This is a genomic window from Henriciella marina DSM 19595, assembly GCF_000376805.1.
Taxonomy (GTDB): domain Bacteria; phylum Pseudomonadota; class Alphaproteobacteria; order Caulobacterales; family Hyphomonadaceae; genus Henriciella; species Henriciella marina.
This window is the reverse complement of sequence record NZ_AQXT01000002.1, coordinates 310848-337001: the sequence shown is the minus strand read 5'-3', so window position 1 is coordinate 337001 and position 26154 is coordinate 310848. Positions and strand designations below refer to the sequence as shown.

At 59.9% G+C, this 26154-nt stretch carries 26 protein-coding genes; 11 read left to right on the top strand and 15 right to left on the bottom strand.

Annotated elements, in window-relative coordinates:
- Positions 1-33: 33 nt before the first annotated feature.
- The 5 genes from rplJ to F550_RS0101595 form a co-directional block, all read right to left on the bottom strand.
- Positions 34-549, bottom strand: coding sequence for a 50S ribosomal protein L10 (gene rplJ / locus F550_RS0101615; protein WP_018146778.1), 516 nt, complete (start codon positions 547-549; stop codon positions 34-36).
- A 411-nt stretch (positions 550-960) separates the two neighbouring features.
- Positions 961-1662 carry a 50S ribosomal protein L1 gene (gene rplA, locus F550_RS0101610; RefSeq protein WP_018146777.1) on the bottom strand — a complete coding sequence of 234 codons (702 nt, stop codon included), beginning with the start codon at positions 1660-1662 and terminating at the stop codon, positions 961-963.
- 4 nt (positions 1663-1666) lie between these two features.
- Positions 1667-2110: a 50S ribosomal protein L11 gene (rplK, locus tag F550_RS0101605; RefSeq protein ID WP_018146776.1), complete on the bottom strand. Its 444-nt coding sequence runs from the start codon at positions 2108-2110 to the stop codon at positions 1667-1669.
- 216 nt (positions 2111-2326) lie between these two features.
- Positions 2327-3142, bottom strand: coding sequence for a M48 family metallopeptidase (locus tag F550_RS0101600; RefSeq protein WP_083910891.1), 816 nt, complete (start codon positions 3140-3142; stop codon positions 2327-2329).
- A 115-nt stretch (positions 3143-3257) separates the two neighbouring features.
- Entirely contained in the window at positions 3258-4550 is a 1293-nt protein-coding gene (locus tag F550_RS0101595) for a hypothetical protein (protein ID WP_018146774.1), read from the bottom strand.
- Positions 4551-4732: 182 nt separating this feature from the next.
- On the opposite strand from F550_RS0101595, the gene F550_RS0101590 reads away from it, so the two are divergent.
- Both F550_RS0101590 and F550_RS0101585 read left to right on the top strand, forming a co-directional pair.
- On the top strand, positions 4733-5545 hold the full coding sequence (locus F550_RS0101590) for a TrmH family RNA methyltransferase (protein WP_026180496.1): 813 nt from the start codon (positions 4733-4735) through the stop codon (positions 5543-5545).
- A complete protein-coding gene (locus tag F550_RS0101585; protein ID WP_018146772.1) occupies positions 5542-6429 on the top strand; it encodes a class I SAM-dependent methyltransferase in 888 nt (295 codons plus the stop codon). Before F550_RS0101590 ends, F550_RS0101585 begins: the two co-directional genes overlap by 4 nt.
- Before the next feature lie 10 nt (positions 6430-6439).
- On the opposite strand, the gene F550_RS0101580 is transcribed toward F550_RS0101585, so the two are convergent.
- Positions 6440-9037, bottom strand: a complete 2598-nt coding sequence (locus F550_RS0101580; protein ID WP_156807786.1) for an ATP-binding protein — start codon at positions 9035-9037, stop codon at positions 6440-6442.
- A gap of 342 nt (positions 9038-9379) precedes the next feature.
- On the opposite strand from F550_RS0101580, the gene F550_RS19065 reads away from it, so the two are divergent.
- The 3 genes from F550_RS19065 (at position 9380) to F550_RS0101565 (ending at position 13035) form a co-directional block, all read left to right on the top strand.
- Entirely contained in the window at positions 9380-11215 is a 1836-nt protein-coding gene (locus tag F550_RS19065) for a L,D-transpeptidase family protein (RefSeq protein WP_018146770.1), read from the top strand.
- Positions 11215-12096: a D-Ala-D-Ala carboxypeptidase family metallohydrolase gene (locus F550_RS0101570; protein ID WP_018146769.1), complete on the top strand. Its 882-nt coding sequence runs from the start codon at positions 11215-11217 to the stop codon at positions 12094-12096. The genes F550_RS19065 and F550_RS0101570 overlap by 1 nt, the downstream gene beginning before the upstream one ends.
- 69 nt (positions 12097-12165) lie before the next feature.
- Complete coding sequence (locus tag F550_RS0101565; protein ID WP_018146768.1) at positions 12166-13035, top strand: TerC family protein; 870 nt, start codon at positions 12166-12168, stop codon at positions 13033-13035.
- Here the strand turns inward: F550_RS0101565 and F550_RS0101560 are convergent.
- On the bottom strand, positions 13032-14045 hold the full coding sequence (locus F550_RS0101560; protein ID WP_018146767.1) for a FliM/FliN family flagellar motor C-terminal domain-containing protein: 1014 nt from the start codon (positions 14043-14045) through the stop codon (positions 13032-13034). The two genes, F550_RS0101565 and F550_RS0101560, sit on opposite strands and share 4 nt — an antisense overlap.
- A 322-nt stretch (positions 14046-14367) precedes the next feature.
- Positions 14368-14784: an RNA polymerase-binding protein DksA gene (gene dksA / locus F550_RS0101555; RefSeq protein ID WP_018146766.1), complete on the bottom strand. Its 417-nt coding sequence runs from the start codon at positions 14782-14784 to the stop codon at positions 14368-14370.
- Positions 14785-15022: 238 nt separating this feature from the next.
- Between dksA and F550_RS0101550 the strand changes: the two genes are divergently transcribed.
- On the top strand, positions 15023-16285 hold the full coding sequence (locus F550_RS0101550; protein WP_018146765.1) for a hypothetical protein: 1263 nt from the start codon (positions 15023-15025) through the stop codon (positions 16283-16285).
- A gap of 9 nt (positions 16286-16294) precedes the next feature.
- On the opposite strand, the gene F550_RS0101545 is transcribed toward F550_RS0101550, so the two are convergent.
- Genes F550_RS0101545 through F550_RS0101535 form a run of 3 tightly spaced genes read right to left on the bottom strand, consistent with a single transcriptional unit; the run spans position 16295 to position 17658 of the window.
- Positions 16295-16936 (bottom strand): MarC family protein, encoded by a 642-nt coding sequence (locus F550_RS0101545; RefSeq protein ID WP_018146764.1) that lies wholly within the window; start codon positions 16934-16936, stop codon positions 16295-16297.
- A 19-nt stretch (positions 16937-16955) separates the two neighbouring features.
- Positions 16956-17273 carry a hypothetical protein gene (locus F550_RS0101540; protein WP_018146763.1) on the bottom strand — a complete coding sequence of 106 codons (318 nt, stop codon included), beginning with the start codon at positions 17271-17273 and terminating at the stop codon, positions 16956-16958.
- Entirely contained in the window at positions 17266-17658 is a 393-nt protein-coding gene (locus F550_RS0101535) for a flagellar biosynthesis repressor FlbT (protein ID WP_018146762.1), read from the bottom strand. The genes F550_RS0101540 and F550_RS0101535 overlap by 8 nt, the downstream gene beginning before the upstream one ends.
- A gap of 182 nt (positions 17659-17840) precedes the next feature.
- On the opposite strand from F550_RS0101535, the gene F550_RS0101530 reads away from it, so the two are divergent.
- On the top strand, positions 17841-18713 hold the full coding sequence (locus tag F550_RS0101530) for an AAA family ATPase (protein WP_026180495.1): 873 nt from the start codon (positions 17841-17843) through the stop codon (positions 18711-18713).
- On the opposite strand, the gene F550_RS0101525 is transcribed toward F550_RS0101530, so the two are convergent.
- Positions 18710-19444 (bottom strand): TlyA family RNA methyltransferase, encoded by a 735-nt coding sequence (locus F550_RS0101525; RefSeq protein ID WP_026180494.1) that lies wholly within the window; start codon positions 19442-19444, stop codon positions 18710-18712. The genes F550_RS0101530 and F550_RS0101525 overlap by 4 nt on opposite strands.
- 92 nt (positions 19445-19536) lie before the next feature.
- On the opposite strand from F550_RS0101525, the gene F550_RS0101520 reads away from it, so the two are divergent.
- Positions 19537-20163, top strand: a complete 627-nt coding sequence (locus F550_RS0101520; protein WP_233348974.1) for a superoxide dismutase family protein — start codon at positions 19537-19539, stop codon at positions 20161-20163.
- Between the two features lie 73 nt (positions 20164-20236).
- On the opposite strand, the gene arfB is transcribed toward F550_RS0101520, so the two are convergent.
- Positions 20237-20665 (bottom strand): alternative ribosome rescue aminoacyl-tRNA hydrolase ArfB, encoded by a 429-nt coding sequence (arfB, locus tag F550_RS0101515; protein WP_018146758.1) that lies wholly within the window; start codon positions 20663-20665, stop codon positions 20237-20239.
- A gap of 122 nt (positions 20666-20787) precedes the next feature.
- Between arfB and F550_RS0101510 the strand changes: the two genes are divergently transcribed.
- Positions 20788-21348, top strand: coding sequence for an RcnB family protein (locus F550_RS0101510; RefSeq protein WP_018146757.1), 561 nt, complete (start codon positions 20788-20790; stop codon positions 21346-21348).
- Positions 21349-21683: 335 nt separating this feature from the next.
- Here F550_RS0101510 and F550_RS0101505 read toward each other — a convergent pair whose 3' ends face one another.
- Complete coding sequence (locus F550_RS0101505) at positions 21684-23675, bottom strand: lytic transglycosylase domain-containing protein (RefSeq protein ID WP_026180492.1); 1992 nt, start codon at positions 23673-23675, stop codon at positions 21684-21686.
- A gap of 139 nt (positions 23676-23814) precedes the next feature.
- Here F550_RS0101505 and dapA point away from each other — a divergent pair, with 139 nt between their 5' ends.
- Positions 23815-24690, top strand: a complete 876-nt coding sequence (gene dapA, locus F550_RS0101500; protein WP_018146755.1) for a 4-hydroxy-tetrahydrodipicolinate synthase — start codon at positions 23815-23817, stop codon at positions 24688-24690.
- A gap of 5 nt (positions 24691-24695) precedes the next feature.
- Entirely contained in the window at positions 24696-25175 is a 480-nt protein-coding gene (gene smpB, locus F550_RS0101495) for an SsrA-binding protein SmpB (protein WP_018146754.1), read from the top strand.
- On the opposite strand, the gene F550_RS0101490 is transcribed toward smpB, so the two are convergent.
- The gene (locus tag F550_RS0101490; RefSeq protein WP_018146753.1) at positions 25172-26152 is read right to left on the bottom strand and encodes a threonine ammonia-lyase; all 981 of its coding nucleotides are present in this window, start codon (positions 26150-26152) and stop codon (positions 25172-25174) included. The genes smpB and F550_RS0101490 overlap by 4 nt on opposite strands.
- Positions 26153-26154: the final 2 nt, after the last annotated feature.

The following is a 26154-nucleotide window of genomic DNA, read 5'->3' as shown; positions in this document are numbered from 1 at the left end:
GGTTTGGTCTGTCAGATTGTGAAAATGACCTGATCAGGCTGCGTCTTTGCTCGCATAAGCACTGAAGACGCGGGCCAGCTTGCCGGCAGGGGCCTGGACGACGCCTGCGACCTTGGTCGCCGGAGCCTGTACGAGCCCGATAATCTTGCCGCGAAGCTGATCAAGAGATGGCAGTTTCGCAAGTTGCTGAACGCCGTCGGCATCCAGAACCTTCTCGTCCATCAGCGCACCGATAAGGACGAGTTTATCATTCTCTTTAGCAAATTCCGCCGACGCTTTTGCAGCCGCCACCGGATCTGGAGAATAAGCGATGACGGTCTGATCCTGGAACATGTCCTGGATCTGATCGCCGCCTTTGCCGTCGAGCGCGAGTTTCGCCAGACGGTTCTTGACCACCTTGAGCGATGCACCCTGCTCTCGCAGTGCGCCCCGCAGCTTGGTCATTTCCGCAACAGTTAGACCGGTATAGCGGGCGATAACGACCACCCCCGACTCCTCGAAAACACCCTTGAGCATTTTCAGGGACTCGGCTTTTCCAGCTTTATCCATTGCGGATCTCCATTCTTAGGCGTCCGGCCCATCCGGGCGCCCGGGAATTCGCCTTCCACAGCAAAAAGCTGTTTCCAGCGCCTGCCCGGGGCCTGGCCACCAGACTGGCCGGAAGTGTTCCGACAGCCCTTTTTGGTCGCCTCACCCCGTCTATCATGGGATTTCTGAACCTCGCGGCACGACCCATGGTCTTGGACAGGAAAACGGGAGGCCCCCGATTTAGTCGGTGATCTCCCGTCAAGAGGGGTCTGTTAACGTGGAATTTCCGAGGTCGCAACCCCCGGCACGCACAAAATCTCATGCGCGAAGGCAGTCCGTATACCTGTACTTCCAGACAGGAATGGCCACCCGCAAAACACAAACGCCCGGACCAATCGGTCCGGGCGCTCGATCATTTAAATGCCGCTGGAACTAGCTTGCGGCAATTGCCTCATTGGCGTCAACGCGGATGCCTGGGCCCATGGTCGAAGAAAGAGCGATCTTCTTCATATAGGTCCCTTTTGCACCCGAAGGCTTTGCCTTCATGAGTGCATCGACGAAAGCCTTGAGGTTATTCTCAAGGTCAGACTCGGAGAAGCTTGCCTTGCCGATACCGGCATGGATGATGCCGCGCTTTTCGACGCGGAACTCAACCGAACCACCCTTTGCGTCGGCAACAGCCTTCGCAACATTCGGGGTGACCGTACCGACCTTCGGGTTCGGCATCAGACCGCGTGGGCCGAGCACCTTACCGAGACGGCCGACGACAGACATCATGTCCGGCGTTGCGATGACGCGGTCGAAATCCATCATGCCGCCCTGAACCTGTTCCATCAGGTCCTCGGCGCCGACAAAATCTGCACCGGCTTCGCGGGCCTCATCAGCCTTCGCATCACGTGCGAAAACGGCAACGCGAACATCCTTGCCCGTACCTGCAGGCATGGAAACCATGCCGCGGACCATCTGGTCAGCATATTTCGGGTCAACGCCCAGGCTGATTGCGACTTCGATCGTTTCGTCGAACTTCGACGTTGCGTTCGATTTCACCAGCGAAATGGCTTCCGAAACACCATACGTCTTCTCGACGTCTACATTGCCGTAAGCGGCGCGATATCTTTTTCCGTGCTTTGCCATGTTCTTAACCCACCACGTCGAGGCCCATCGACTTCGCAGATCCTTTGATGATCTCAGTTGCGGCGTCGAGGTCCGTTGCATTGAGATCGACCATCTTGGCCTCAGCGATCTCGCGGCATTGAGCGACCGTCACCTTACCGGCGACGTCTTTGCCCGGCTGTTTGGCACCTGAGTTCGGCTTGCCGATCTTCAGGCCCGCAGCCTTCTTCAGAAGAACGCTCGCAGGCGGCGTCTTCGTGGTGAAGGTGAAGGACTTGTCTTGATAATACGTGATCACGACAGGAATCGGGAGACCCTTTTCAAGGCTCTCGGTCTTCGCGTTGAAGGCCTTGCAGAACTCCATGATGTTGATGCCGCGCTGACCTAGCGCTGGACCAACAGGTGGAGATGGGTTGGCCGATCCGGCCGGGATCTGGAGCTTGAGTTGCCCCAGCAATTTCTTAGCCATGTCATCCTCTCTGGCTTGTAAGTTGGCCGGTGGTCTTTCGATCCGGCCGCCTGGTTTGAGGCCCCGTGGTCCAGCCCGGTGATGGTCTTCTCCACCGGTGCTTTCCACAGGAAATCCGCCCCTGTCGGAGCGAATGGCGTCGTACACACGAAAAGACCCGGCAGGTCAAGCCTGCCGGGTCAGTGTATCTGTCAGCCAGTGGGCCAGGTTTCGGGCCTAGTAGCCCTTTTGCTGAATGTATTCGCGGATGCGCTGCTGGCGCACTTCCGGATTGGGGTGGGTCGACAGGAAGTCTGCTGTTCGCTGACTGTTATTCTGCTGCATCACCTCCCAGAGGCGGATCGCCGCGCGCGGATCATACCTGGCCCGCACCATGTAATCGACGCCGGCAAGGTCAGCCTCAAGCTCGGCATTGCGGCTATAGGGAAGCACAACACCAAGGTTGGCCGCCACACTTCCAAGCGCGTTCACCTGATCAGCCCCGATGCCAACATTGGAGCTGCCGGCAGCGGCTGCGCCTAGTTGCACTGCTGTCGACGCGGCCGCTGCCCGGGTCGCGCGTTGATTGGCGTGGCGATAGATGGAGTGCGCGACCTCATGGCCGAGTACCGCGGCAAGCTGGTCATCGTTTTCGACGAGGTTGAGCAGGCCAGTGTAAACGCCGACCCGGTTACCGGGCATGACGAAGGCATTCACTTCCTCGGAATTGAACACGCTGACGTCCCACTGTTCGCCCGCCTTTGGCGAGGCCGCTGCAATCCGGCTCCAGACGCGCTGGACCCTCTGGTACTGCGCTCCAGAGCTGAGCGTAGGCGTCTGCGACTTCAGTTGCTGCCAGGCCTGCGCCGACGCCTGCGAAAGCTGCGCATCGTCATAAGCTGCGAATTGCTGCTCCCCCGTATAGGGGTTGGTGCTGCACGCGGCAGCCGCAAGGGCCAGCGACGCGGCAAGCCCCGCAAAAGCACGCCGCTCTAGCTTGCGTGGTGTCTTCATTGCGACCTGTTTCATTGACCCGTCCCGTTCCAGTGTCATGCGATCTCTCCGATTTTGACTGACTGTAACCTGATCGGGCTAACTCGCAAATGACTGGTTCGTTCACCGCGCGGCGATTTAATCCTGCGTCGCTGCCAGGTTCGCCCCCACGAGGCTACTCCACGAGCTGGCGCGCCTGGCTGATCCAGCCCTCGCGCTTTGCCTGTCCGTCGAGGCCAAACTCCTGGTCCACCCATTCGAGATTGCCCTGTGACCACCGCGCAATCTGTACATAATGCCAGATCCCGATCTCATTCAGCTTGAGCTCGATGGAGGAGCTGAGCCCTGAAATACGGGTAAGGTCATCGGCCTGGCCATTGGCCGCTTCTTGCGCAGGCGGTTTTGAGGGCGCGCCCTCTTCAGGAGTAACCACGGACGGGCGCGCCGGCTCACTCGCCTGACGCTCCTGAGCAGCTGATGCGAGCGCAGAAAGCGGGCTGGAAAATCGCGGGCCTCTTGCGGCCGTCCGATCCGGACCTGTTTCAGCAGGCTTCAGACGCGTTTCGCCGGGGGGCGTGGCCGGCCGCGGCGCAGTTGTTGCGGTCTGCGACGTGTTTACTGAAGGACGAGCTGGTTGCGCAGCGGACTGAGCTGGCGGTCTGTTGTCCTTGTCGATACGTGCGGCAGGCTGGCCAAGATAGGCAAGCCGGCTCTCAAGATACCGGTTACGCCAGCGAAGCCGCGCAATCTCCTCGTCGCGCTCTGTGGTGTTGGCCTCTTCGTCTTTGTCATGATCATCATCAGGCGCAGCGGTATTATCCGGTAAGGCGGGCGCTTTGGGGGAGGCCTCAAGCGCGAGCAGTCTCGCCTGCAAGGCCTCAGCCCTGACGGCGAGATAGCTTGCAATCCAGGCCGCTTTGCCGCCCTCGGAGGTCACCGCATCGGCCTCCTGCGCTTTGGCGGTCGCGTAGGATTTGGCCATTTCATGCAAGCGAAGCTCGACGTCATGGACCCGTTCTTCGAGGTATTCGTTGCGCGCGATAAGAGCTTTGCGCATCGCCACCTCTTCGGGGGCCGGTGCTTTTGGCGCGGCGGGGAGCGGTGCAGCAGCGGTCTCACCCTGGTGTACAGCTTCGGGCTGCGCGGCAGGCGTTGCAGGTGCGAATTCCGCTGAAGCCTTCGCCGCCGCCAGCTCGGCTTTCAGGCGCTCGACCTCGGCCTTCAGCGCCGGGTCCGCGCCTTCTGCGGCTGCCGCCTTGCTTTCAGCTTTCCATTTTCGCTGCGCCGCAAAAAGGCTGTCGAGCTCATCCTTGGTCTGTTGAAGTTCAAGCAGAGCGATATCGCGGTCGACAATGGCGCGCTGCGCGGCAGGCGATTTCCGGAGACCACGCATTATCCAGGCAAGTATGAAGCCAACGACAAGCGCGCCCGCGAGGACGTACCAGACATATTCATGAACCAAGGCCATGGTATTGGCTCCCACTACAGGCGATGAGACAGGGTCACCCCGCCCTATCGACGGACAGCCTGCTCTAGCTGCATTGCTGGCGCGCAGGACTGACCGACGGTCTCTGTCTTGATTCTCGCAAGAGACCGAACACCGGTGCCCGCGTCAATTGTCTTCGGCGAAGTCTGTGCTAAACGCCGCCCATGTCATCTGAGCTTGAGACAATTTCCAGCACGGGCAATCCGCTCGTTAAAATGCTTCGCAGCCTTGAGCGAAAGAAGGGCCGCGCCGAGACGGGCCTCTTCCTGGCCGAAGGCGCGCGGCTGGTTGAGCAGGGCCTTTCCGCAGGCTGGTCGCTCGACAGTCTTATTGTCTCAGCCTCTAGTGCAGAGAGACCCTTCGTGCGCGACCTCGTCGCCCGCGCCGCAGGAGCTGGCGCACGCACCGTACAGGTCACCGACAGGCTGGCGGGCCAGATCGCCCGCAAGGACAATCCGCAAGCTGTGATTGGCGCTTTCAAACAGGGCGCGCCATCGCTCGATGAGCTTGCCGTACCGAAATCGTCTCTCTGGATCGGGCTCTATGAAGTGCGCGATCCGGGAAATCTCGGCACCATATTGCGCACCGCTGACTGCGCAGGTCTCGCCGGTGTGCTTCTCATTGAACAATGCTGCGACCCTTACAGCGTGGAGGCTGTCCGCGCGTCCATGGGGTCGATCTTCGATATCGCCTTTGCGCGCTGTAGCTTCGACGAATTCCAGGCTTGGCGCACCGGGGCTGGCCTCTCTGTCTTTGCGGCCAGCGTGAACGGAACGGTCCGTCACACAGAGGCCGACATGACCGGCGCGAGCGTTATCCTGATGGGCAATGAACAGGCGGGGCTCCCCGATCCCGTCGAAGCGACGTGCGATACACTCTGCCTCATTCCAATGCGCGGCGGCGCCGACAGTCTCAACCTTGCTCAGGCGACCGCCGTCATGACCTATGAAGCCTGGCGGCAGAGAGGCTTTTCATGAAATATGAGCAGACACTTTTCCTTGCAGATAACTGGGATGATTACGCCCTGCTGGATAGCGGCGATGGCCTGAAACGTGAGCGTTTCGGCAGCCAGACAGTCATCCGTCCAGACCCGCAGGCCTTCTGGCGGCCACAGCACCCCGTCGACACCTGGAAAGCCGATGCCTGGTTCGATGCCAAGGCAGGCGACGATGAAAGCGGTCAGTGGCGCAGGCTCAACAAGAAAGCGCCGGACGCCTGGCCGATGAGTTGGAATGGTCTGCGCTTTGAAGCGCGCCGCACGCCTTTCCGGCATATGGGTGTCTTTCAGGAACATGCCGTACACTGGGCGTTTGCGCAGGAGCAGCTAAAGGCCGCCACCCGGCCGGCAAAGGTCCTGAACCTCTTTGGCTATACGGGCCTCATGTCGCTCGCCTGCGCGCAGGCAGGCGCAGAGGTGATGCACCTTGATGCCAGCCCGAAATCAAACGGCTTCGGCAAGGACGCCCAGACCATGTCCGGTCTCGATGACCGCACGATCAGATGGATTGCCGACGATGCGATGAAATTCGTCGCGCGCGAGCAAAGGCGCGGCAACCGGTATGACGCCATTATCCTCGACCCACCAAAATTCGGTCGGGGCACAAAGAATGAAACCTGGCGCTTCGAGGAAGACCTTCCCGGCCTGCTCGATGGCGTTGCAGAGCTGCTCGTCGAAAAACCGCTTTTCGTGATCCTGACCGCCTATGCGGTTCGCCTGTCACATATTGCGCTGGCGCAGGCCCTGGGCGACCGGATGGAAGCTTTCGGCGGCCGCATCGAGATGGGCGAGATGGCCCTACCCGAAGAAAAAAGCGGACGGATGCTGCCAACGTCGATCTGCGCGCGCTGGCGCGCAGACTGAACGTCCGCGCTTAAGCTGCCTCGCGTTCCTTGCGAACCCCTAGCTGCTGCTTCACCCGTTCGGCCAGCTGGCGCACATTGAACGGCTTGGGCAGGAAGGAAATCTCACGGTCATCGTCGAGCTTCTTGGCAATGTTCGGATCGGCATAACCGGACACGAAGATCACGCGCGCATCGCCGAGATATTCCTTGGCCTCCCGGATAAGCGTCGGCCCGTCCATGCCCGGCATGATCACGTCTGAGATGATAAGATCATAACCGCCCGGATCATCTTCGAGCATTTCGAGCGCTTCCTCACCGTCACCGGCCGAATCCACGTCATAACCGCGTGAGATGAGATGCATGACGGCAATGTCGCGCAGCCCCTTCTCATCCTCAACCAGAAGAATGCGGCCACGGCCCGAGATATCCATCGGACGCGGCTCTTCGGCGGTCTCCTCCGGGCCGGCCTCTTCCACCTGCGGAATGTCTTCTTCCTTCAGCGCCGGCAGATAGATCTGGAAGGTCGTGCCCTGCCCCACTTTAGAGATCGGGCAAATATAGCCCTCGGACTGTTTGATGATCCCATAAACAGTGGCGAGGCCGAGCCCCGTTCCGACGCCGACATCCTTTGTCGTGAAGAAGGGCTGGAAGATCTTGTTGAGGATTTCTGCCGGGATACCGCAGCCTGTGTCGGCGACCTCGATCAGCAGATAGTCGCCATCATCGACATAGGAGAAGCCGTTGTCGTGGGCATCTTTCCCGGTCGCGGCAGACGTGCGGATCGTCAGTGACCCACCGCTTTGTCCTGAAAGAAGCATGGCGTCCCGTGCGTTCGTCACGAGGTTGATGATCGCCGTCTCAAGCTGGTTCAGGTCCGCCTTGATGTAAGGCAGGTTACGCCCGTGCACCGTGTTGAACTCGATCCGCTCATCGAGGATCTGGCGCAAGAGGATCGAGAATTCCGACAGGAAGTCGGTCGCATTGACGATCTCGCGCTTGAAGGTCTGCTGGCGGGCATAGGCCAGAAGCATGCGCACGAGATCCTTCGCGCGGACCGAGAATTCATAGATGCTCTTGATGTTCTCATAGGACGGGTCGCCAACCGGATGCTGGGTCATCAGCTCATCATTATTAAGCATGATACCCGTCAGAACATTGTTGAAATCGTGCGCGACACCGCCAGCGAGCTGGCCGATGGCCTGCATTTTTTCGCCTTGGGCGAGACGGACCTCAAGGTCCTTCTGGTCAGTTACGTCAATGATGTAGGCAACCGATGGCTGGCCGACACTGTCGAGGGACACGAACACGTTCACACTGCGCGGGGGATCGCCCGCCAGTTTAAGGCCAGCTGGCCTATCGACAGCCTCAACCAGTTTTTCTGCAATCGCTTCCTGGCTGTCATCGGCGTCCTGCAGGAACAGATCGGCAAAGCTCGACCCTGCCTCGAACCCCGTTGCAATCTCACGAAGGGCCCGGTTCGCATCGACAATGCGCGCGCTTTCAACACTGCTTCCTTCAAGACGCGCCACACCAAATGGCGCCTCGTTGAACATGGGGTCGCCATCGGCTGCGGGTGGGCGGACAGCCATTGGCGCGCTGAACCGGCCTTCACGTTCTCCGCTCGCGAGCTGAGCTGGCAGTATGATCGTCCGGCCTTGGGCATTCACCCCCTTGCCCGACCATGAGGTCACCGCCTGCACCGACATTTCGACGCCGTCGCGCGTGCGCATCATGATCTGGGCCCGGCTCGGCAGGCCGCTCTTCTTGTCCTTGGCAAGCATCCGCACAAATTCCGGGCGCATGATATCGTCCAGCCGCACATTACGCGCCGTTTCCGGCAGGCCAATCAGTTCGCGTAGCCACTTGTTGGCATAGGCAATCCGGCCATCAGGACGCACCGCGAAAAAGCCGACGGGCGAGTCTTCCACATACAGAGAATGCGAGTCGGTTGCGCCGCCATCGGCCAACGACATTGTGCTCACTTCTCTAAGGCGCCACATAACCCGGCCGCGTGGAAGCGGCGCAACGATGGCTTCATACTGCACAGGCTCTGCATCCGAGCCGATCGTCATGGCGGGTAAAACCTCATTGAGGGACTTGCTGGCCTTTGCCGCGCGGGACAGGCGAAAGACCGGTGCGGCCAATCCAGGCATCGACGAAAACAGCCGGTCAAACGATACAGGTGCTGCAGTGTCTTTCATACTGGAGAGGATTTTCTGCGTCAGCTCGCGGTAATGGGCGTTCGCCGCGATCGGGGCGCCGCCCGGATCAGCAACCAGGACCGCCTCATCAAAGGCCTCGATCCATCCAAAGCGCGGCCCGCTCGCAGCCACGGCTTCAGCGGCCGCCCCGCGCTGCGGGAAAAGGCCAAGCTTGCGGCCGGCGCCCTTCAGCACCCAGAGCAGGAACACCATGCCGCCTGCGGCCATGGAGATAAGCAGCATCGGGCCGATCCCGCCAACGGCTTCCGGCCACGCGATCGCGACGCTCGCAGCCGCAACCGAGACAAGCAGGCAGCCCCAGAAAGCGAGCTGCAGGAGGTCGGTCCGGCTCATCTCTTCATGCTCTTCCTGGCCAGCGATGATCTGGTCACCCAGCGCTGTATCGTCGGGAAGATGATCGGTCATATCGCCAAACTCCGGCAGGCGCGAATGCATCGCACTGATTCGTTTCCGTTCATGATAGCGCCAAACCCCCGCAAATGCGCGAGGGGGCCGCATGGCTCAATCGATGGGAAGCTGCCACGCCAATGGTTAATGTTTCTGAAAGAAGCGTTAATCGGCGCAGTGCCGGTGTCTTCCATCCTTCGCAAGCTGCATCTGCCCCGGCCCCGACGGATCGCCCGCCAACGCTCTCTTTCTGCAGCTGCAATTGCGGACCACTCCATCATGGGACGCAAACAGAACTGGAACGCGCCACCGACCAGCGCCGTTAGGGTGGACAAGACTTCAAACAATCCAAGGTCAACAATGAAACCATTTCTTGCCTCCATCGTCCTCGCCTCCGTATCGCCCCTCGCCATCGCTCAGCATGGCCTTCAGACCGACACATCCGGTCAGACCGCTGAAAAGACAGTCGAAAGAATGGCAGGCGAAACGGTGGACGCAGCTTTGCCAGCGGCGGTGGAATCTGCCGTGATGAGCGATTGGTTCGAGACTGAGTTTGATCAGGAGATTCACCCAAGCGTCATCAAGGCGGCACGGCGCGCCTATACGCAGATCATGTTCGAGCCGATCTGGACAGAGGAAGGCGCCGAAGCCCTGCAGGCCACCGCATCAGACCTCTTCAGCTATGGTCTTGTTCCAAACAACGTTCTTGAAGCAGACCTGCAGCGGCTGGTCGAACAACGCTTTTCCGGCGATGGAGCAGAGACAAAGGCCAAGGCCGATCTTGCACTGTCTGCTGCATGGCTGCGCATTGCCTCAGCCGTAAGCGGCGGTCTTGCCGACGAGGGCGAGGCAGACGCATCGCAACGCGCCGCCGCCTCCTACGCCCTTATTCCTGAAAAGCTGATCGAGGCCGGAAAGGCCAATGACACGATCAGCTTCGAGACGTTTGAGTCGAGCTATCCGCAGTATCGACGCCTGAAAGCGGCGCTGGACCATTACCGCGATCTGCGGGACCAGGGCGGCTGGAGCACTATTGCCGAAGGCGAGACAATCGAACCTGGCGATAGCGATCCGCGCGTCCCTGCGGTCCGCAAACGCCTGGCGGCAGAGGGCTATATTGAAGCTGATCGCTCGGAGAATGATCTCGCGGACACAGAAAGTTTCTCCGAAGAGGTGCTTATTCCCGCGTCAGCCGAAAACGGCGCACAGCGTGAAGTGAGTTCGGCCTCGGACACCCCAGACACCTCAAAAAAGACCGACGCCAATCTCTACACAGAAGAGCTTGCCAGCGCCCTTAAATCGTTTCAGCGCCGCCACGGTATCAAGGTCGATGGCCTTGTCGGGCCCAATACGGTTGAAGCGCTGAATGAGAGCGTTGAGTCAAAGATCGCCCGCATCGCGGATTCGATGGAACGTTGGCGGCAGCAAGGCTCCACCGCCGACCAGTATGTCTGGGTCAACATCCCATCCTATTCGGCCCAGGGCTGGAAGAATGGCGATCTGGAAATCCAGAGCAAGGCCATCGTCGGCACTGCCGAACATGAAACCCCGACCTTCAACGATCAGATCGAGTACGTTGTCGCCAATCCGAAATGGTACATGCCGGTCAGCATCCTGCGGAATGAAAAAGTCCCGCAGCTGAAGGAAGACCCAGGCTATGCCCAGCGCGCAAGCTTCAAGGTCATCGATCGCTCGACCGGCCAGGAAGTGAGCGCCTATTCGGTGAACTGGAACGACCCGGATGTCGCTTCGAACTACAGACTTGTCCAGCAGCCGGGCAGCAATAACGCACTTGGCGAACTCAAGATCATTTTCCCGAACCAGTACTCGGTCTACCTTCACGGCACCCCCGGCGAGCATCTGTTCGAGCGTGCCAATCGCGCCTTCAGTCATGGCTGCGTCAGGCTGGAAAAGCCGACCGAGATGGCTGAATGGCTCGCCAGCATGGGCGACGAGGTAAATCCCGATACGCTTGAGCAGACCGTGGAAAACAAGACCCACGAACGGTTTGATCTTGAACGGAAAATCCCCGTGCACGTGACTTACATGACCGTGACGGTAGACAAAGACGGCAAAGCCCATTTCTGGCGCGATATCTATGACCGCACCGAAGGAATGGCGCAGGTGGAGAAATACGCCGCCTTAGGCCAATCTGCCAATGTCGACGCCAATTCTGACAGGCGGAGCCAAGGATAATGCTTCAGCTACTCCTGTCCGGCACGGCGCCTTATCTGGTTGCCCTCGCCGCGCCCACAGCCATCTCAACGCCCCAGATTGAGGGCGAACCGCTACCCCATCCAGTCTGGCATTACATGGCGATGCCAGGAGAAGCGGTGAGCTACGACCTGCCCTCCGGAACAGATATCTTTCTGGAGGGCCGCAAACTGGATGCAGGTGAAGATTTCGATGCCCCGAAGAAGCCTGGCACCTATCAGCTCGAATTTCGCGGCGATGCAGGCGTCCCCGATTACCAGGTGACCCTGTTCGTGCTGGAGCCGGCTGACGGCGTCGACGCGTCGGGGCGTCTCAATGGTTTTCGCATGGGGCGGTATCCAGACAATGAACCGCGCGGATACATCCGGCTGGACGAAGGCGAAGGTGACATCAATGTCTCACCGAGCTTTCGTATCGGGCAGTTTCTATGTCATCAGCAGCCGGACCACTGGCCAAAATACCTTTTGGTTTCAAGCACGAACCTTGAACGCCTCGAAATCCTTCTGGAAGCACTGAACCGTGACGGCATCACCGACGCCGACACATTCTTTGTCATGAGCGGTTACCGCTCCCCCTTCTACAATACGTCAATCGGCTCAGCGAAACTGTCGCGTCACATGTATGGCGATGCGACCGACATTTATGTCGACGTGGCCCCGCGCGACGGCGTCATGGACGACCTCAATGCTGACGGCGCGATCAACAAGGCCGACGCAGACTTCCTCTATGATTATGCCCAAGACCTCTTCGCCAAAACCGAAGGCGTCCCCCGCGGCGGTCTTGGCAGTTATAAGGCCAATGCCGTTCACGGCCCCTTCGTGCATGTTGATGGGCGGGGCGCACCCGCACGCTGGGGACGCTAGTACTTGCGTCATGCTGTCTGGCACGGCACACCAAGGATCATTTTAGCAGACATATAACGGGGCGTGTTCATGCCAGATATTTTCGGCGATCTCTTCACCATGAGCGGTTTTTTCACGCTCCTCATGCTGTTGCTCCTGCAGGCTGTGCTTGGTTTCGATAACCTCCTCTACATCTCCATTGAATCGAAACGCACCGGCAAACACGCCCCCACCGTCCGGCGTTGGGGCATCGGGCTCGCCATGCTGTTCCGTGTGGTCCTGCTCGTGATAATCGTCAGCCTGTTTGGCTTTCTCGCAGAACCGCTTTTCGCGGTCGACATACCACGCATAATCGATGGGGAATTCACGCTTCAGTCACTGGTCACGCTCATTGGCGGCGCCTTCATCATCTACACCGCGATCAAGGAGATCCATCATCTTCTGACGATCGACGAGTTGGGCGGTCACCACCAAACGGGCAAGAAATCGGTGACGCAGGCTATTCTGCTCATCGTCACGATGAACCTCGTCTTCTCTTTCGACTCCATCCTTTCGGCGATGGCGATCGCAAACGTTAAAGAGGTCGTCGATGGTGTCGAACAGACCCGCTACCAGGTCACTATCATGACGATCGCCATCATCGCCTCAGGCGTCGTGATGATCCTGATGGCCGACTACGTCGCCGAGTTTCTTCAGAAAAACCGCATGTATGAGGTGCTAGGCCTGTTCATCCTGTTCCTTGTCGGCGTACTGCTGGTCACCGAGGGCGCACATCTTGCCCACATGCACATCTTCACCTTCGCGATCGATGCGATGTCGAAGTCGAGCTTCTATCTCGTGGTTGGCGTGCTGATTGTTTCAGACATCATCTCGACCAACTTCCAGAAGCGCCTCTGGGCACAGCGCGAGAAGGAATTGCAGAGGTCGACCGCCAGGCCGAAAACGTCGGAGGACGCTTAGGCGCAGCGCCGTACGCGTACCGCGATCCTGTCGCCTTTGCGCCCGATATCGCCCTCGAAAGAGACAGCGCCGTCCCGCCCGCCTGAGAGCAGTTCTACAGGCTGGTCGGCTGGCAAGCCCAGAAGAAGCGTATCCCCTGCCCTGAGCGATGCAACGCGGCTGACAGGCACGTTGAGCGTTGCGATCCGCGCCGTCAGCAAGGCTGTTCCTCTGCGTTCGGCAGGGTGCGGAGGGGCAAGCTGCGCCACCTCGGATAGACGGTCATCGCTAAGCGACCACAGTGCTGCGTGGCTTTCGCTCGCGCCGACGCGCACGTCCATCTCGTACCGGGTGCCGCTTTCGCTGGAGAGCAGCGACATCACATAGGCTGGATCCATCTCGATTCCGACAAGTGACAGTCCCTTGCCAAGCAGGGTACCAAACGGCGCCATGAACTGCTCGATCAAAGCGCAATCGATCACACTGAGGGCGCGCGCCGATGTATCGGCATGGTCAAATGACAGGGCGCCGCAGGCATTGGCGATAAGCTGATCGTTCAGCGCCCCACTGAGACAGACGACATGTGTCACGTCGCCCTCTTCGTCACAAAAAACCGCGAAGGCCGCGCCGGCTTCATCCGTGGTATGGCGCGACAACGCAGACTTGGATTTGAAACTGGAGACCGAAGCGAGGCTAACGGCAGCCTTCAACCCGGCATGCTGACCGAACGCACGCGAAAAGCGGGCAGCGATTTTCTGCCCTTCGCGTTCGTCTGCATTGTCAGTCTGCTTATCAAAGTCACGTTGGAAATCCGCGCCGTCATCTGCGCCAGAATTGATCTTGGGAAGGTCGGGCCGAAGAAGCGCCTGGATTTCCTCACGGGAGAGAATACCCCGCGCGGTCGGCAGCTTGAAGTCATCTGCAGCCGGAAGCGGCGGCGGCGCGCTCACATTCGGCACATCTTTCATGACGGCGCGTTCGCGACGTTCAGACATGGACCAGTCCTCTTCGGTACTTTCTGTATCGCGCATGGGAGCCCCAGGATATCCAGCCCCTCCAGACTGGGCTGAGCTGGTTAATGAAGCGTTAGTATTTTCGAGTCCGTCTGCAGCGGAATCACCTCTTCAGCGCGTTTTTGCCAAAAAGTGTGAATTTCGGCCCGCCAGGCGTTAACCTACCGGGCCGGAAATTAAGCTGTTCGAAAGACCCCGGTAAGTTTTGATTCGGATTCCCGTGTCAGGTTCAGGGCTAACGGACCGGCCCCAAAAAACCGCCGGGCGTTGGGTGATAAAAAACGGCAGCGCCTCGATCCGGGGCGCTGCCGTTTTCAATTCAAAGCCTGGAAGTCAGAGCCTAGTCGTCGCGGACAGTGCGCTCCTTGCGCTCGTGACGCTCCTGCGCCTCAAGGCTCAGTGTCGCTGTCGGGCGGGCCTCAAGACGGCGCAGGCTGATCGGCTCGCCTGTTTCGTCGCAATAGCCATATGTGCCCTCATCGATCCGGCGCAGCGCTGAGTCGATCTTCGAGATCAGCTTGCGCTGGCGGTCGCGGGTGCGAAGCTCCAGCGCCTTGTCGCTTTCAGACGACGCCCGGTCCACCACGTCCGGAAGATTGCTCGAATCTTCCTGAAGATTGTTGATGGTTGATTTGGTGCCAGCAAGGATATCGTTTTTCCACTGCTCCAGGCGCATACGGAAGTAAGCCTGCTGGCGAGGGTTCATGAACTCCTCGTCCTCGGACGGGATATAGTCATTCAACGTCGTGTCAGCCATGGTCTCCATACCTCCCACTGGCGCGGCCTATATAGCGTGTCGGTTAGCTGCGCAATTGGCCAATGCATTATCTTGAATAGAACAGACCTCACATGAATACGGTCTGAATCCTGCAAGTCCTGCGCCAGAGCGGCAGCTGGGCTGCTGCCCCTTGCGGACAGGCCACCACCAGTGTCCTATAGCCAGAATCAGGGCCGGGACGGCCGATTGTGTAGAAGTTCTAACCCAGGTCCGCGATATGGCCCGCTATCACAGACGCAGGGAAGCAGATCAGAAGGGGACATGGCGCCAGGCGCTTGTCTTCAATAGCCTTTTATTGATCCTCGCCGTTCTCGCCTGCAGGGTTCTGGTCAACGCCTATGGGTTGCAGCGCCTAGACGGCGTCACGGATATTCAGGCCCGTGAGGAAACCCGCCGCGAAATCGATCAGGCCTTTGAGACCATTGTGCCTGACGGCATGCCATCGCGCGCCTACTGGGCCGACCAGATTGCCGATGAGCTTGGGGCCCGCGATTTTTCTGCTGCGCGTGGCTACCTGCTTGCTGCTCCGGCCATGCTGAGCCGCGATGACCGGCGCGCGCTTCTTGCCGCCGTCGCCGCGGAAGAAGGCGGCACGGAGGATGAGCGTCTCAGCCGCGCCGGGCTTCTTTTCCTGCCAAACGATGTCCGCGCCAACTATCAGCGCGCCATTGAACGTCCGACCGTCGCGATCGACCAGATACAGACCGGTGACGAGCCGCCACTGAGTATGGAAACCGATGAGGTGCCCGCAGGCGAAACTGCCGCCTCGCCTGTGCCTGTCGATGGCGGTCTTCCTGCTGGCTTCTCGATGATTGGAGATGTCGCAGACCTGGTCCGGCGCTCACAGCAATGGGTGAACGGCGAACCCCTCGACACGATGCAACTCCGCCTCAGCGCGATTGGACTTCTGAAGCTCGCCAACGCCGAGACCGAGCCTGCCTATCTCGCCGCCATCTCTGTGTTGCGGGCCGCAGGGCGGGCCGGACGCCTGGATGATGCCTATGCCGACTATCTTCGCGGCCGCGTAGAGCTCGCCCTGCCCGAAGCAGACGCCCTTGAAGGCCTTCGCACTGCGGTCTCCACAGTCGTGCCGCCAAGTGTTCGCCAGCAGCAGGTGCTTGGGGCCTATGCGCGCGCCATCAACGCCGAAGGTCTTGAGCGGCTGGAGCGCGACCTGGCGTCTATCGCTCATATCGCTGCCGAGACGAGCCCGTCGGGCGCGGTCACCCTGATAGAACTTGCCCAGTCGCCCGAAGATGTTCGCAAGCTCGAACTTGTTGCACAGTCTGGCAGCGACCGCGCGGTCGCGCTTGCCAAGGCGATCGGCCCGCAGCTTACGGGTCTCGCACAAATGGGTATTCGCTGGTCGACGTCGCTGATCCTGCAAATTGCGGGTCTCATCGCGATCTTTACGGCGATCTGCTGGTCCGTCGCCTCTGCCTTCTTCCGGCTGCGCCCGGCCCGCCAGCGCTGGGCATAGAACCCCGGCTCAGACCGGGGAGAAAGCGCCCTGAAGCCCGTCAATAAGGAGCTGGACGGATAGCGCCGCCAGGATCACGCCGAAAATTCGCGTAATTGCGCCAGCAACACTGTCGCCCATCGCGCGGACCAAAGGGCCGGCAATCAGGAATACAATCAGGCAGAGCAACATGTTGAGGCCGATCGCCGCCAGAACGACCGCCTGCGTCATCCAGTTGGCCGCTTCGGACATGAACAGCATGGCGGTCGCGATGGAGCCTGGACCCGCTAGCATAGGAATGCCGATCGGAAACACCGAGACATCGTCCAGCTTTTCATGCTCTTCGAGGTATTCGTCAGCGCGCGATTCGCGCCGCTCGGTCCGCTTCTCGAAAACCATGTCCAGCGCGATCAGGAAAAGCAACGCGCCGCCGGCCGCCCGGAAGGCGTCGATGGTGATATGCAACTGGCGCAGAAGCCATGCTCCGAAGAAGGCAAAGCCGAAAATGATCAGCGTCGCGACAAGGATCGAGCGCCACGCCATGCTGCGCCGATAGCGTGCATCGCCCTTTGCCGTCAGCGACGCGAATACGGGCGCCACGCCCAGCGCGTCGATCAGCACGAAGAACGTCACAAAGGACGCGGTGAATACAGAGATGAGGTCACCAGTCATGGCGAGCGCCTTATACGGCCTATCTCAGCGCGTCCAGTATCTCCCCGACACGCTCGTGCAGGGCTGGCTTGTCCAGCCGCATACTTGAAGGCCGGTCGACACTTTCGCCTGCAGCAATCATCGAGATCAGGCGCAGGCCCCGGGCGCGTTGCAATAGCGCATCGACCTCGCCCGCTGTTTCGGCTTCGAGAAAGATGCCGTCAGCCACCTCGATACAGACAGGCGCCGACACGGTGCCGCGCTCCAGCGCGTCAATCGCGCCGGGCAGATCGGTCAGAACCGTCATCTCATCGGCATCATTGGGGGTTGGGGTCATCATTGCGTAGGTCTCAGGCATGGCCCGCCTCGGAAAATCTGGACGTCAGCAATTTCCGGCAGTTACCAAGCGCCTTGTAGAGATCACCGGCAGCCACGAGCTGGGCGATCTTCAATATGTCGGCGCGATCATCTTCGGCTGGAGTTGCGTCAAGCCAGTCGGCAAGCGCGGAAATTGTACAATCATAGAGTTTGCCGGACGCTTCTCCGACAATATACATCTGCATGAGGGCGAAATAGGCAGCGTCCTGCGGGGTGTTTATATCTTCTGGGAACATCACATCGCGCTCACGCAGAATACGCGCCTTGGTCTCCAGCAGCATCGTCCCGCGCCGCTCGCCATTACGAATAACGGCCTCGTTCACAACCACGGCCTCGCCTGGCTTGAGTGACAGTTTCAGCGGCATTATGCGCGCCCCCCGGTTTATCCTTAATTGGATATGGCCGATTCAATACAATTGGGAAGGTTAACATCAATTAAAATTGAAGCATCCGCGCGAAATGACGCGATTGACGCCGAGTTATACCTGCTGGGACGGTTGCCCTTCCTCGTCCTGTCTTTATCATCATTACGGATAACGAATTGGAGATCAGCATGCGTTTCGAAGGTACCCAGGATTATGTCGCGACAGAAGATCTGCGCGTCGCCGTGAATGCGGCGATTGCCCTGCAGCGTCCTCTCCTGGTCAAAGGTGAGCCGGGCACCGGCAAAACCGTTCTCGCCATCGAGGTCGCCAAGGCCCTCGGCGTGCCGCTCATCGAATGGCACATCAAGTCGAGCACCAAGGCCCAGCAGGGTCTCTATGAGTATGATGCGGTCTCCCGCCTGCGTGACGGGCAAATGGGCGAGGAGCGCGCCAAGGACATCTCCAACTATATCAAGAAGGGCAAACTCTGGGAGGCTTTCACCTCTGATGAGCGGCCCATCCTGCTGATCGATGAGATCGACAAGGCTGACATCGAATTTCCGAACGATCTCCTGCAGGAGCTCGATCGCATGGAATTCTACGTTTACGAGACAGATGAGACGATCAAGGCAAAGCAACGTCCTCTCGTCATCATTACCTCGAACAATGAGAAAGAACTGCCGGACGCCTTCCTGCGCCGCTGCTTCTTCCACTTCATCAAATTCCCGGACGAGCAGACGATGAACGAGATCATCGACGTCCACTATCCGGGCATCAAGAAAAAGCTCGTCGCCGAAGCGCTCACGACCTTCTACTCCATGCGCGAAGTGCCGGGCATGAAGAAGAAGCCGTCCACCAGCGAGCTGCTCGACTGGCTCAAACTCCTCATGAATGAGGATATCGACCTTGAGACCATGAAAGAGCAGGATCCGGACAAGCTCACGCCGCCGCTGCACGGTGCGCTTCTGAAGAACGAGCAGGACGTCGCCCTCTTCGAACGCCTCGCCTTCCTGTCCCGCCGCGAAAGCGGGAGCCGCCGCGGACCGGCAGGCTAGGCTTTTACCGCATGAATGAGGCGCTCGGCATTGCCGTCGCCGCCTTTGATTGGGCTGTCAGTGCGTGCGCGGACAGCCCATTTCATTTGCGCCAGCCAGTCGCAGAACGCCGCCTCTGCGCGTTCCACCGCCGCTGTGTCGCTCACTAGCCCGCCCTTGCCCACATTCTCGCGCCCGACCTGAAATTGAGGCTTGAAGAGGGTCACAAGATCAGCACATGGGGCGGCAAGTGAGAGTGGCACCTCCAGTAACTTCTCAAGTGAGATGAAGCTTGCATCGCAAACGACGAGTGAGGGTGCCTCGCCAATCATACCTGCCGTCAGGGCGCGCGCGTCCGTCGCCTCAAGCACGGTCACTCGCAGGTCGCCGGCGACCTTTTCGTGAAGCTGCCCCCGGCCCACATCGACGGCCACGACGCTCACGGCCCCACCCAGCAGCAGCACCTGAGTAAATCCGCCAGTGGACGCGCCAATGTCGAGGCAGTGGCGGCGCCCAGGATCAACGCCGAAAACTTCAAGCGCATGCGCCAGCTTCAGCCCCCCGCGCGAAACATAGGGGTGCGCCGCTTCCGCCTCGATCCGGTCGGTTTCAATGATCTTTTGAGAGGGCTTGGTCAGGGCCGAACCGTTCACAAGAACACGCCCGGCAGCAATCGCCGCCTGCGCCGCCGCCCGGCTCTCGAAATGCCCAAGCTCAACAAGCATCCGGTCTGCACGGTCACGATTTGCCATTCAGGCGCCCTCGCCGGAACGCAAGTTCCATCTATGTGTTGAAGTGGTACACCTGATTGCCGTCTCCCGGCGCAATTACCAAGGAGTTTTTCATGAGCCGCTTCCTACCCCTCTCTGCCGCCGCCGCATCGCTCGCCATCGTTTTTGCCTGCACGCAGCAGACATCGGATGCGCAGGAAGATGCACCGACACCGCCAGCTGAGGACAGCGCCGACATGCAAGACGGCATGCTACCCGGTGACGAGGACATGGGCGGCCAGCGCTCGCTTCCCTCCATGATGCGCGCCACGGGCGACCTTATGGGCAATGAAGGCAGCACCATCGGCAATGTAAACATGATTGAGGGCCCGAACGGCATCGTGATGGAGGTCTCAATCGAAGAGGGCGGCCTTACCCCCGGCTGGCATGCCATCCATATTCACCAGACCGGCGATTGCAGCGACACAGGCGAATATACCGAATCCGGCGGCCATGTCGGCAAGATCGAAGGCGGGCACGGCCTCCTCAATCCGGAAGGTCCTGAACCGGGCGATCTGCCAAACCTCTACGCTTTTGAAGACGGCTCGGTGCACTTTGAAACCTTCACCGACCTTGTCGTCCTTTCTGACGTCATGGACGAAGATGGCGGCGCGATCATCATTCATGAAGGGCGCGATGACCATATGAGCCAGCCAATTGGCGGCGCCGGCGGACGTGTTGCCTGCGCGGTCGTCGAATAGGCGCACCTGAAAATCAATCGTATCAACGCCGCCTCATAAGATGGGGCGGCGTTTTTCGTAACGCGCCCGGTTCCTACGGATCGACCTTGCCGCGCAGGGCTTTCTTCTCACCCGTTTCCTTTTTGGCCTTGATCCGCCGCTCGACAGATCCACGCGTTGGCCGTGTCGGGATACGGCGTTTGCGTTTCTTCGCCGCCTTGCGGATCATCAAGATCAGCCGTTCGCGCGCCGCCTCCCGGTTCAGCGCCTGTGACCGGTGCTCGCTGGCATCGACGATCACCTCGCCTTCCTTGTTGATCCGGTTCTTCCATATCTGCCGAAACCGGGTCTTTATCCGCGCCGGAACGGACGAGGCGTCGACGTTCCAGCGAAGCTGAACGGCGCTCGAAACCTTGTTCACATTCTGCCCGCCAGGACCTGACGCGCGCGTAAAAGTTTCGACGAGCTCCCAATAGGGTACTGTAATCTCTTCGTTTATTTCCAGGTCTTTTTGATTGGCCATGATGAAGGACCTGTTCAGCTAAGGTTCAAGCGGGGAACCATATAAAGGGTTAACGCTTGTATTCAGAAGAGTGTGAAAACCGGGATGGTCCGGTTTGCGACGATCCAAAAGGAGGCTCCCTCATGGTGCTAAAAACCTTTCTTATCCGTATAGGTGCAGCAGGGGCGCTCGCGTTTGCAACCCTCACACCCATCGCCATGGCCGATCAGCGCGGCGACCGCGATCGCGGCCATTATGACCGCGGCGGCCATCATTCCAATAATTACAGGGGCGACCGCAATCGTGGCTATAAGCGCGGCGACCGGCGCGGCCATCGTTACGACCGGCGCGACCAGCGCCGCGATTATCGGCGCGGACGCGGCTACCATCACAATAATCGCGGCCACTACAATCGCGGACGCGTGGTGACGCGCAACTATTATAGCAGCCCGTCCTACTACCGGCCCCGGCCCCGCGTCGTCTATCACTACGACACGAGCTACCGCCATCCGCGCTACCGCGTCGGCAGCCGGTTTGCCTATGGCGCCAATACGGTGATCATTCGCGATTATGACCGCTACGGTCTCTACAATCCGCCGCGTGGCCACCAGTGGGTACATCACCGCGGCAGCAGCGATGCTGTGCTGACCTCTGTCGCTACTGGGGCAATTGTCGGCCTCGCGATTGGTATCCTGACGCAATAAAGCCACAGCAAGCCTGAGAATTGACCCGGATGCAGCGATGCAGCCGGGTTTTTTCTGTTCGCCTCTTTCAATCTCGGCGAACCGTGTTTTATTTTCAGGTACCGGGCGCTTGTCGCGGTCGGTGTTACTGTTCAACAGCTGAAAGGAGGTGATCCAATGTCGAGTGAGAAACCAGGAACGGCAAATGGATCCGTTCGTGTTGGTGGACTTGGAGAGCAGCCTCTCTTTGTTTGCTAGCGCTGACATCAGGCAGGTTTGATCCTGCCAGGATTCATGGGCCAATCCGGCTCACGGAGGCCACCCCCGACGGGGTGGCCTCTTTGCGTTGAAAGGGCCTAATAACGCCCGCGATTGAGGTCTTCGCTCAGACGGATATCGACCGCCTCGCCGGCAATTCTCTGGCGATAGACCTGCGTATTCTCGAGAACGCGCTGAACATAGTTACGGGTCTCGGCAAACGGGATGAACTCAACCCAGTCGATCGGATCGATGGTCCCTGTGCGCGGATCACCGAACTCCTGCATCCAGCGGCGCGGTCGCGAAGCCCCCGCATTATAGGCCGCCGCCGTCATGATATAGCTGCCATTGAACTGGCCCAGCAGCGTATCGAGGTGCGAGCCGCCAAGCGTCATGTTGTAGCCAGGGTCATCGGTCAGCCATGAGGTCCGGAACGGCAGGCGAAGGCGCTGAGCCTCGGCGCGCGCGGTGCTTGGGATGAACTGCATCAGACCGCGCGCATTGGCGTGCGACACGGCTGACGGGTTCATCTCGCTTTCCTGGCGTGCCAGCGCATAGATCATGGCGCGTTCGACATTCGGTTCACGCTGAAGCTCATAATTTGGAATGGGGAATACGGCCTGCGGCGCGACCACATCCTTGGCCAGACCGGCCTTCGCGCCCCTGACGCCCACTTCCGGATAGAGGTAATTATTGGCGACTTCAGAGAGTAGGACATAATCGGCCTCCGTCTCCAGCATATCGTCAATATTATAGGTGAAGCGCCGGAAATCCATCGCCTGGCCATTCTCGGCCAGCAGGATAGCCGCTTTGACCTGTGGCCGGCTCATGAAGGCCGTGCGTTCCGCCTCTGTCACATCTGATTCTGTTTTCAGATAGATGCGGGTCTTGCCGACTTTCTCTGCGGCAAGCTGGCCGTAATAGACATAAGGATACTGCGCGGCACGCTCATAACTCGCTTGCGCGTCTGCGGTATTGCCCATCGCCTCGTACGTGCGGCCCTGCCAATAAAGCGCACGCGCCTGGCTGATCGGGGTCGATGTTCCCGCTTCCAGGGCCTTGAAATGTGGCATGGCCAGCGCTGGCTGGTTGAGGTGCCGAAGCGCCGTCCAGCCCGCGACCCATGCCGCCTCAGCGAAATTGCCGCCAGAGCTCATGCCATGCCTGGACGCCATGTTGTAGGCCAGCTGGAAATCGCGATCCTGCAGCGCCTGCCGGATCGGCCAGTGGCGCAAATTCCAGAGATCGTCCTGACCGGCCGCCGGCACGGCCGTGCCATCGATTTGAGCCAGCAAGGGCACCCAGTTATCGCGCCCTTGGCCAGCACGCTTTCGCCAGTTCGCCCGGTCAAAGACAAGGCCGGGATGGTTCTGAAGGGAAGAAGGCACCGCATCGACGGCTGCATCAACACCGGCAGCGCGCGCCTGCAGGCGGTAACGCGCGTCGATGAGCTTTGCCCAGTCAGACCCGACATATTGCTTCATATTGGTCGCTGCCGTGCGCTGGTTCGTCCAGAGCAGGAAGTCTGCGCGCATCTGATGGTCCTGCTGCGTCAGCTGGCTGCCATACTGGCTTATGACCGTCCGCGTCGCCTCACTATCCAGTGTATTTCCGTGCCAGGCTTCACGGATCAATTCTATCGCCTTCTGCGGCTCACCCGTGCGCCGATAGGACTCCGCCAGTGCGACCCGGCCATCGCCCGATGCCGGTCCGCCCCTTTCGCTGAACCATGCGATCTTCTGCTGATCGTTCAGCGCGGAAAGATCGATATTGTCTTCGGCACGCACCTGAAGCGTCGTCATGAACGGCCAGTCTGGACGTTCACGCAGCAACGTCGACATCTCATCGAAGGACATGTTCTGGTCACTGCGCGCTCTGAACCATGCAATGAGGTCGCGCACCGTTTCATCGCGAGACCGAGCCTGCAGGGCGCGGACTTCGCTCCAGTCGCCTCTGTTGATTGCGGTCACCGCATCGCGGAATATTCGCGCCTCTGCCGTTGGAACGACGCCGGACGCCGGCACAAGCTCTGGCTTGAGGCTCGGCGTGGTCGGAATTGCTGCAACTGCAATCGGTGCTGCTGATGCCATGAAGATGGCTGCTGTAATCGCGCGGTATGTGCTAACGCCCATAAGGCCCTGCCTGTTTTCTAATGGCTGCTGACGTGTCAGAGACGATATCGTCTAGTTTGACTAAAATGTGTAACATATAATTCGCGGCAAGATCACGATGTTCCAAGGTTCTATTCCGGCGCTTATCACTCCCTTCAAGAATGGCGAGGTGGACAAGAAGGCTTTCGCCGATCTGGTGGAGCGCCAGATCGAGAACGGTGCAGGCGCTCTGGTGCCCTGTGGCACGACCGGCGAGTCTGCCACACTCAGCCATGCAGAACACCGCGAAGTTGTCAGCCTTTGCATCGAAGTCACCGCAGGCCGTATTCCGGTCATTGCCGGTGCGGGCTCCAACTCGACCCGCGAAGCCATTGGCCTTGTCCAGCACGCCAAGGACGCCGGCGCCGACGCCGCCCTTTGCGTATGCCCTTACTACAACCGCCCGGACCAGGCAGGCCTCGAAGCTCATTTTCGTGCCATCGCTGATACCGTCGCGCTCCCGATCATCCTCTACAACGTGCCCGGCCGAACCGTTTCCGATGTTCAGCCCGACACCGTCATCCGTCTCGGCAAGCACCCCAATATCGTCGGCATCAAGGATGCGACGGGTGATCTTGCCCGTGTCAGCCTTCATGCAGCGGGCCTCAAGGGCGAACAGTTCGTCCAGATCTGCGGCGAGGACCCTGTCACGCTCGGCTACCGCGCCATGGGCGGCACAGGCTGCATTTCGGTCACGTCCAATGTCGCGCCTGCCGATATGGCAAAAATGCACAAGGCGATGGATGAGGGCGACCTTGCCACCGCGCGCGAGATTGAAGTCCGCATGATCGCCCTTCACAAGGCGCTCTTCTGCAGCCCTTCCCCCGGACCTGCCAAATACGCGCTGTCGCGCCTTGGCCTCTGTAGCGATGAGCTTCGCCTGCCGCTCGTCGCACCCGATGAAGCCTCCCGTCGCAGGATAGAGGCTGCAATGGAGATCGCGGGCCTTATATAACTGCCATGTCCAGAAAATCTCAGATCAAGGGCCGCTCCGACGGCCTCGTGGCAGAAAACCGCCGCGCCCGCTTCGACTACCAGGTTGAGGACACGCTGGAGGCCGGCCTCGAGCTGAAAGGCAGTGAGGTCAAATCCCTGCGCAATGGCCGTGCGAATATTGCTGAATCCTATGCCGCCGTCGAAGAAGGCCAGCTCTGGCTCGTGAACGCCGACTTTCCGCCCTATGAGGGCGCGAACCAGTTCAACCATGAGCCGCGCCGCCGCCGCAGGCTGCTTGCCTCAAAGCGCGAGATTGCCGAACTCTCCCAGAAGGTCGAGCGCGCAGGCCGGACAATTGTCCCGCTGAAGCTCTACTTCAATGATCGCGGCATCGCGAAACTCCTCATTGGCCTCGCCACGGGCAAGAAAGCCCCAGACAAACGCGAGACGGCCAAGAAACGCGACTGGCAGCGCGAAAAAGCGCGCATCCTGAAAGAAAGCTAGACGCCGATAATCCGCGCATATTGCGCCGGATCGACATTGCCGCCCGACAGGACGACGCCGACCGCCTTGCCCTTTGCGGCCTCTGGCAAGTCAAACAGCGCGCAGGCGAGCGCGGCAGCCCCGCCGGGCTCCAGCACCAGTTTCAGATGCCGGAAGGCAAGCCTCATGGCCTCTTCGATATCAGCATCGCTGCCAGCACACCCGCCCTCCAGCAGCTCTCGCCCAAGCGCCCAGGTCAGGTCGCCCGGCGCAGGCGTCAGGATCGCATCACAGATGGACCGCGTGCCCGGCGCATTCTCGCGGATTTCGCCAGACGCCAGCGAGCGGCGCCAGTCATCATGCTCTTCAGGCTCGGCGGTCCAGACCTTTATGTCCGGATCAAACTCGCGGTAGCCGAGCGCCAGACCGGTAATCAGCCCCCCGCCACCGGCGCAGCAGATGATATGGTCCAGCGGTGTGTTTGCATCGCGCATCTGCTGGCCGAACTCGACCCCGGCGCTGCCCTGCCCCGCAATAATGTACGGATCATCGAAACTCGGCACCAGCGTCGCGTCCCGCTTGCGCGTCTCTTCAGCGGCAATCTCTTCACGGCTTTCGCTGGTGCGGTCGTATAAGCGGATCTCCGCGCCGTCCCCGCATACGCCCTCCACCTTGATCGCCGGTGCATCAGACGGCATCACGATCAGCGCGGGCATCTGGAAGTTGCGTGCCGCCCGGGCGACGCCCTGCGCGTGATTGCCGGATGAGAAAGCAACCACGCCCTTCCCGCGCGCGTCTGCGGGCAACTGCAACAATCGGTTCGTCGCGCCTCTGATCTTGAAACTGCCCGTAATCTGCAGGTTTTCGCATTTGAACCAGAGCTTTGCGCCCGCCAGCTCATCCAGCGCATCATTGCGCAGCACCGGGGTGCGCAGCACATGACCGTGCAGGCGCCGCGCCGCGTCGAGGACGTCTTGGCTATTGGGCAGATCGCTCATCG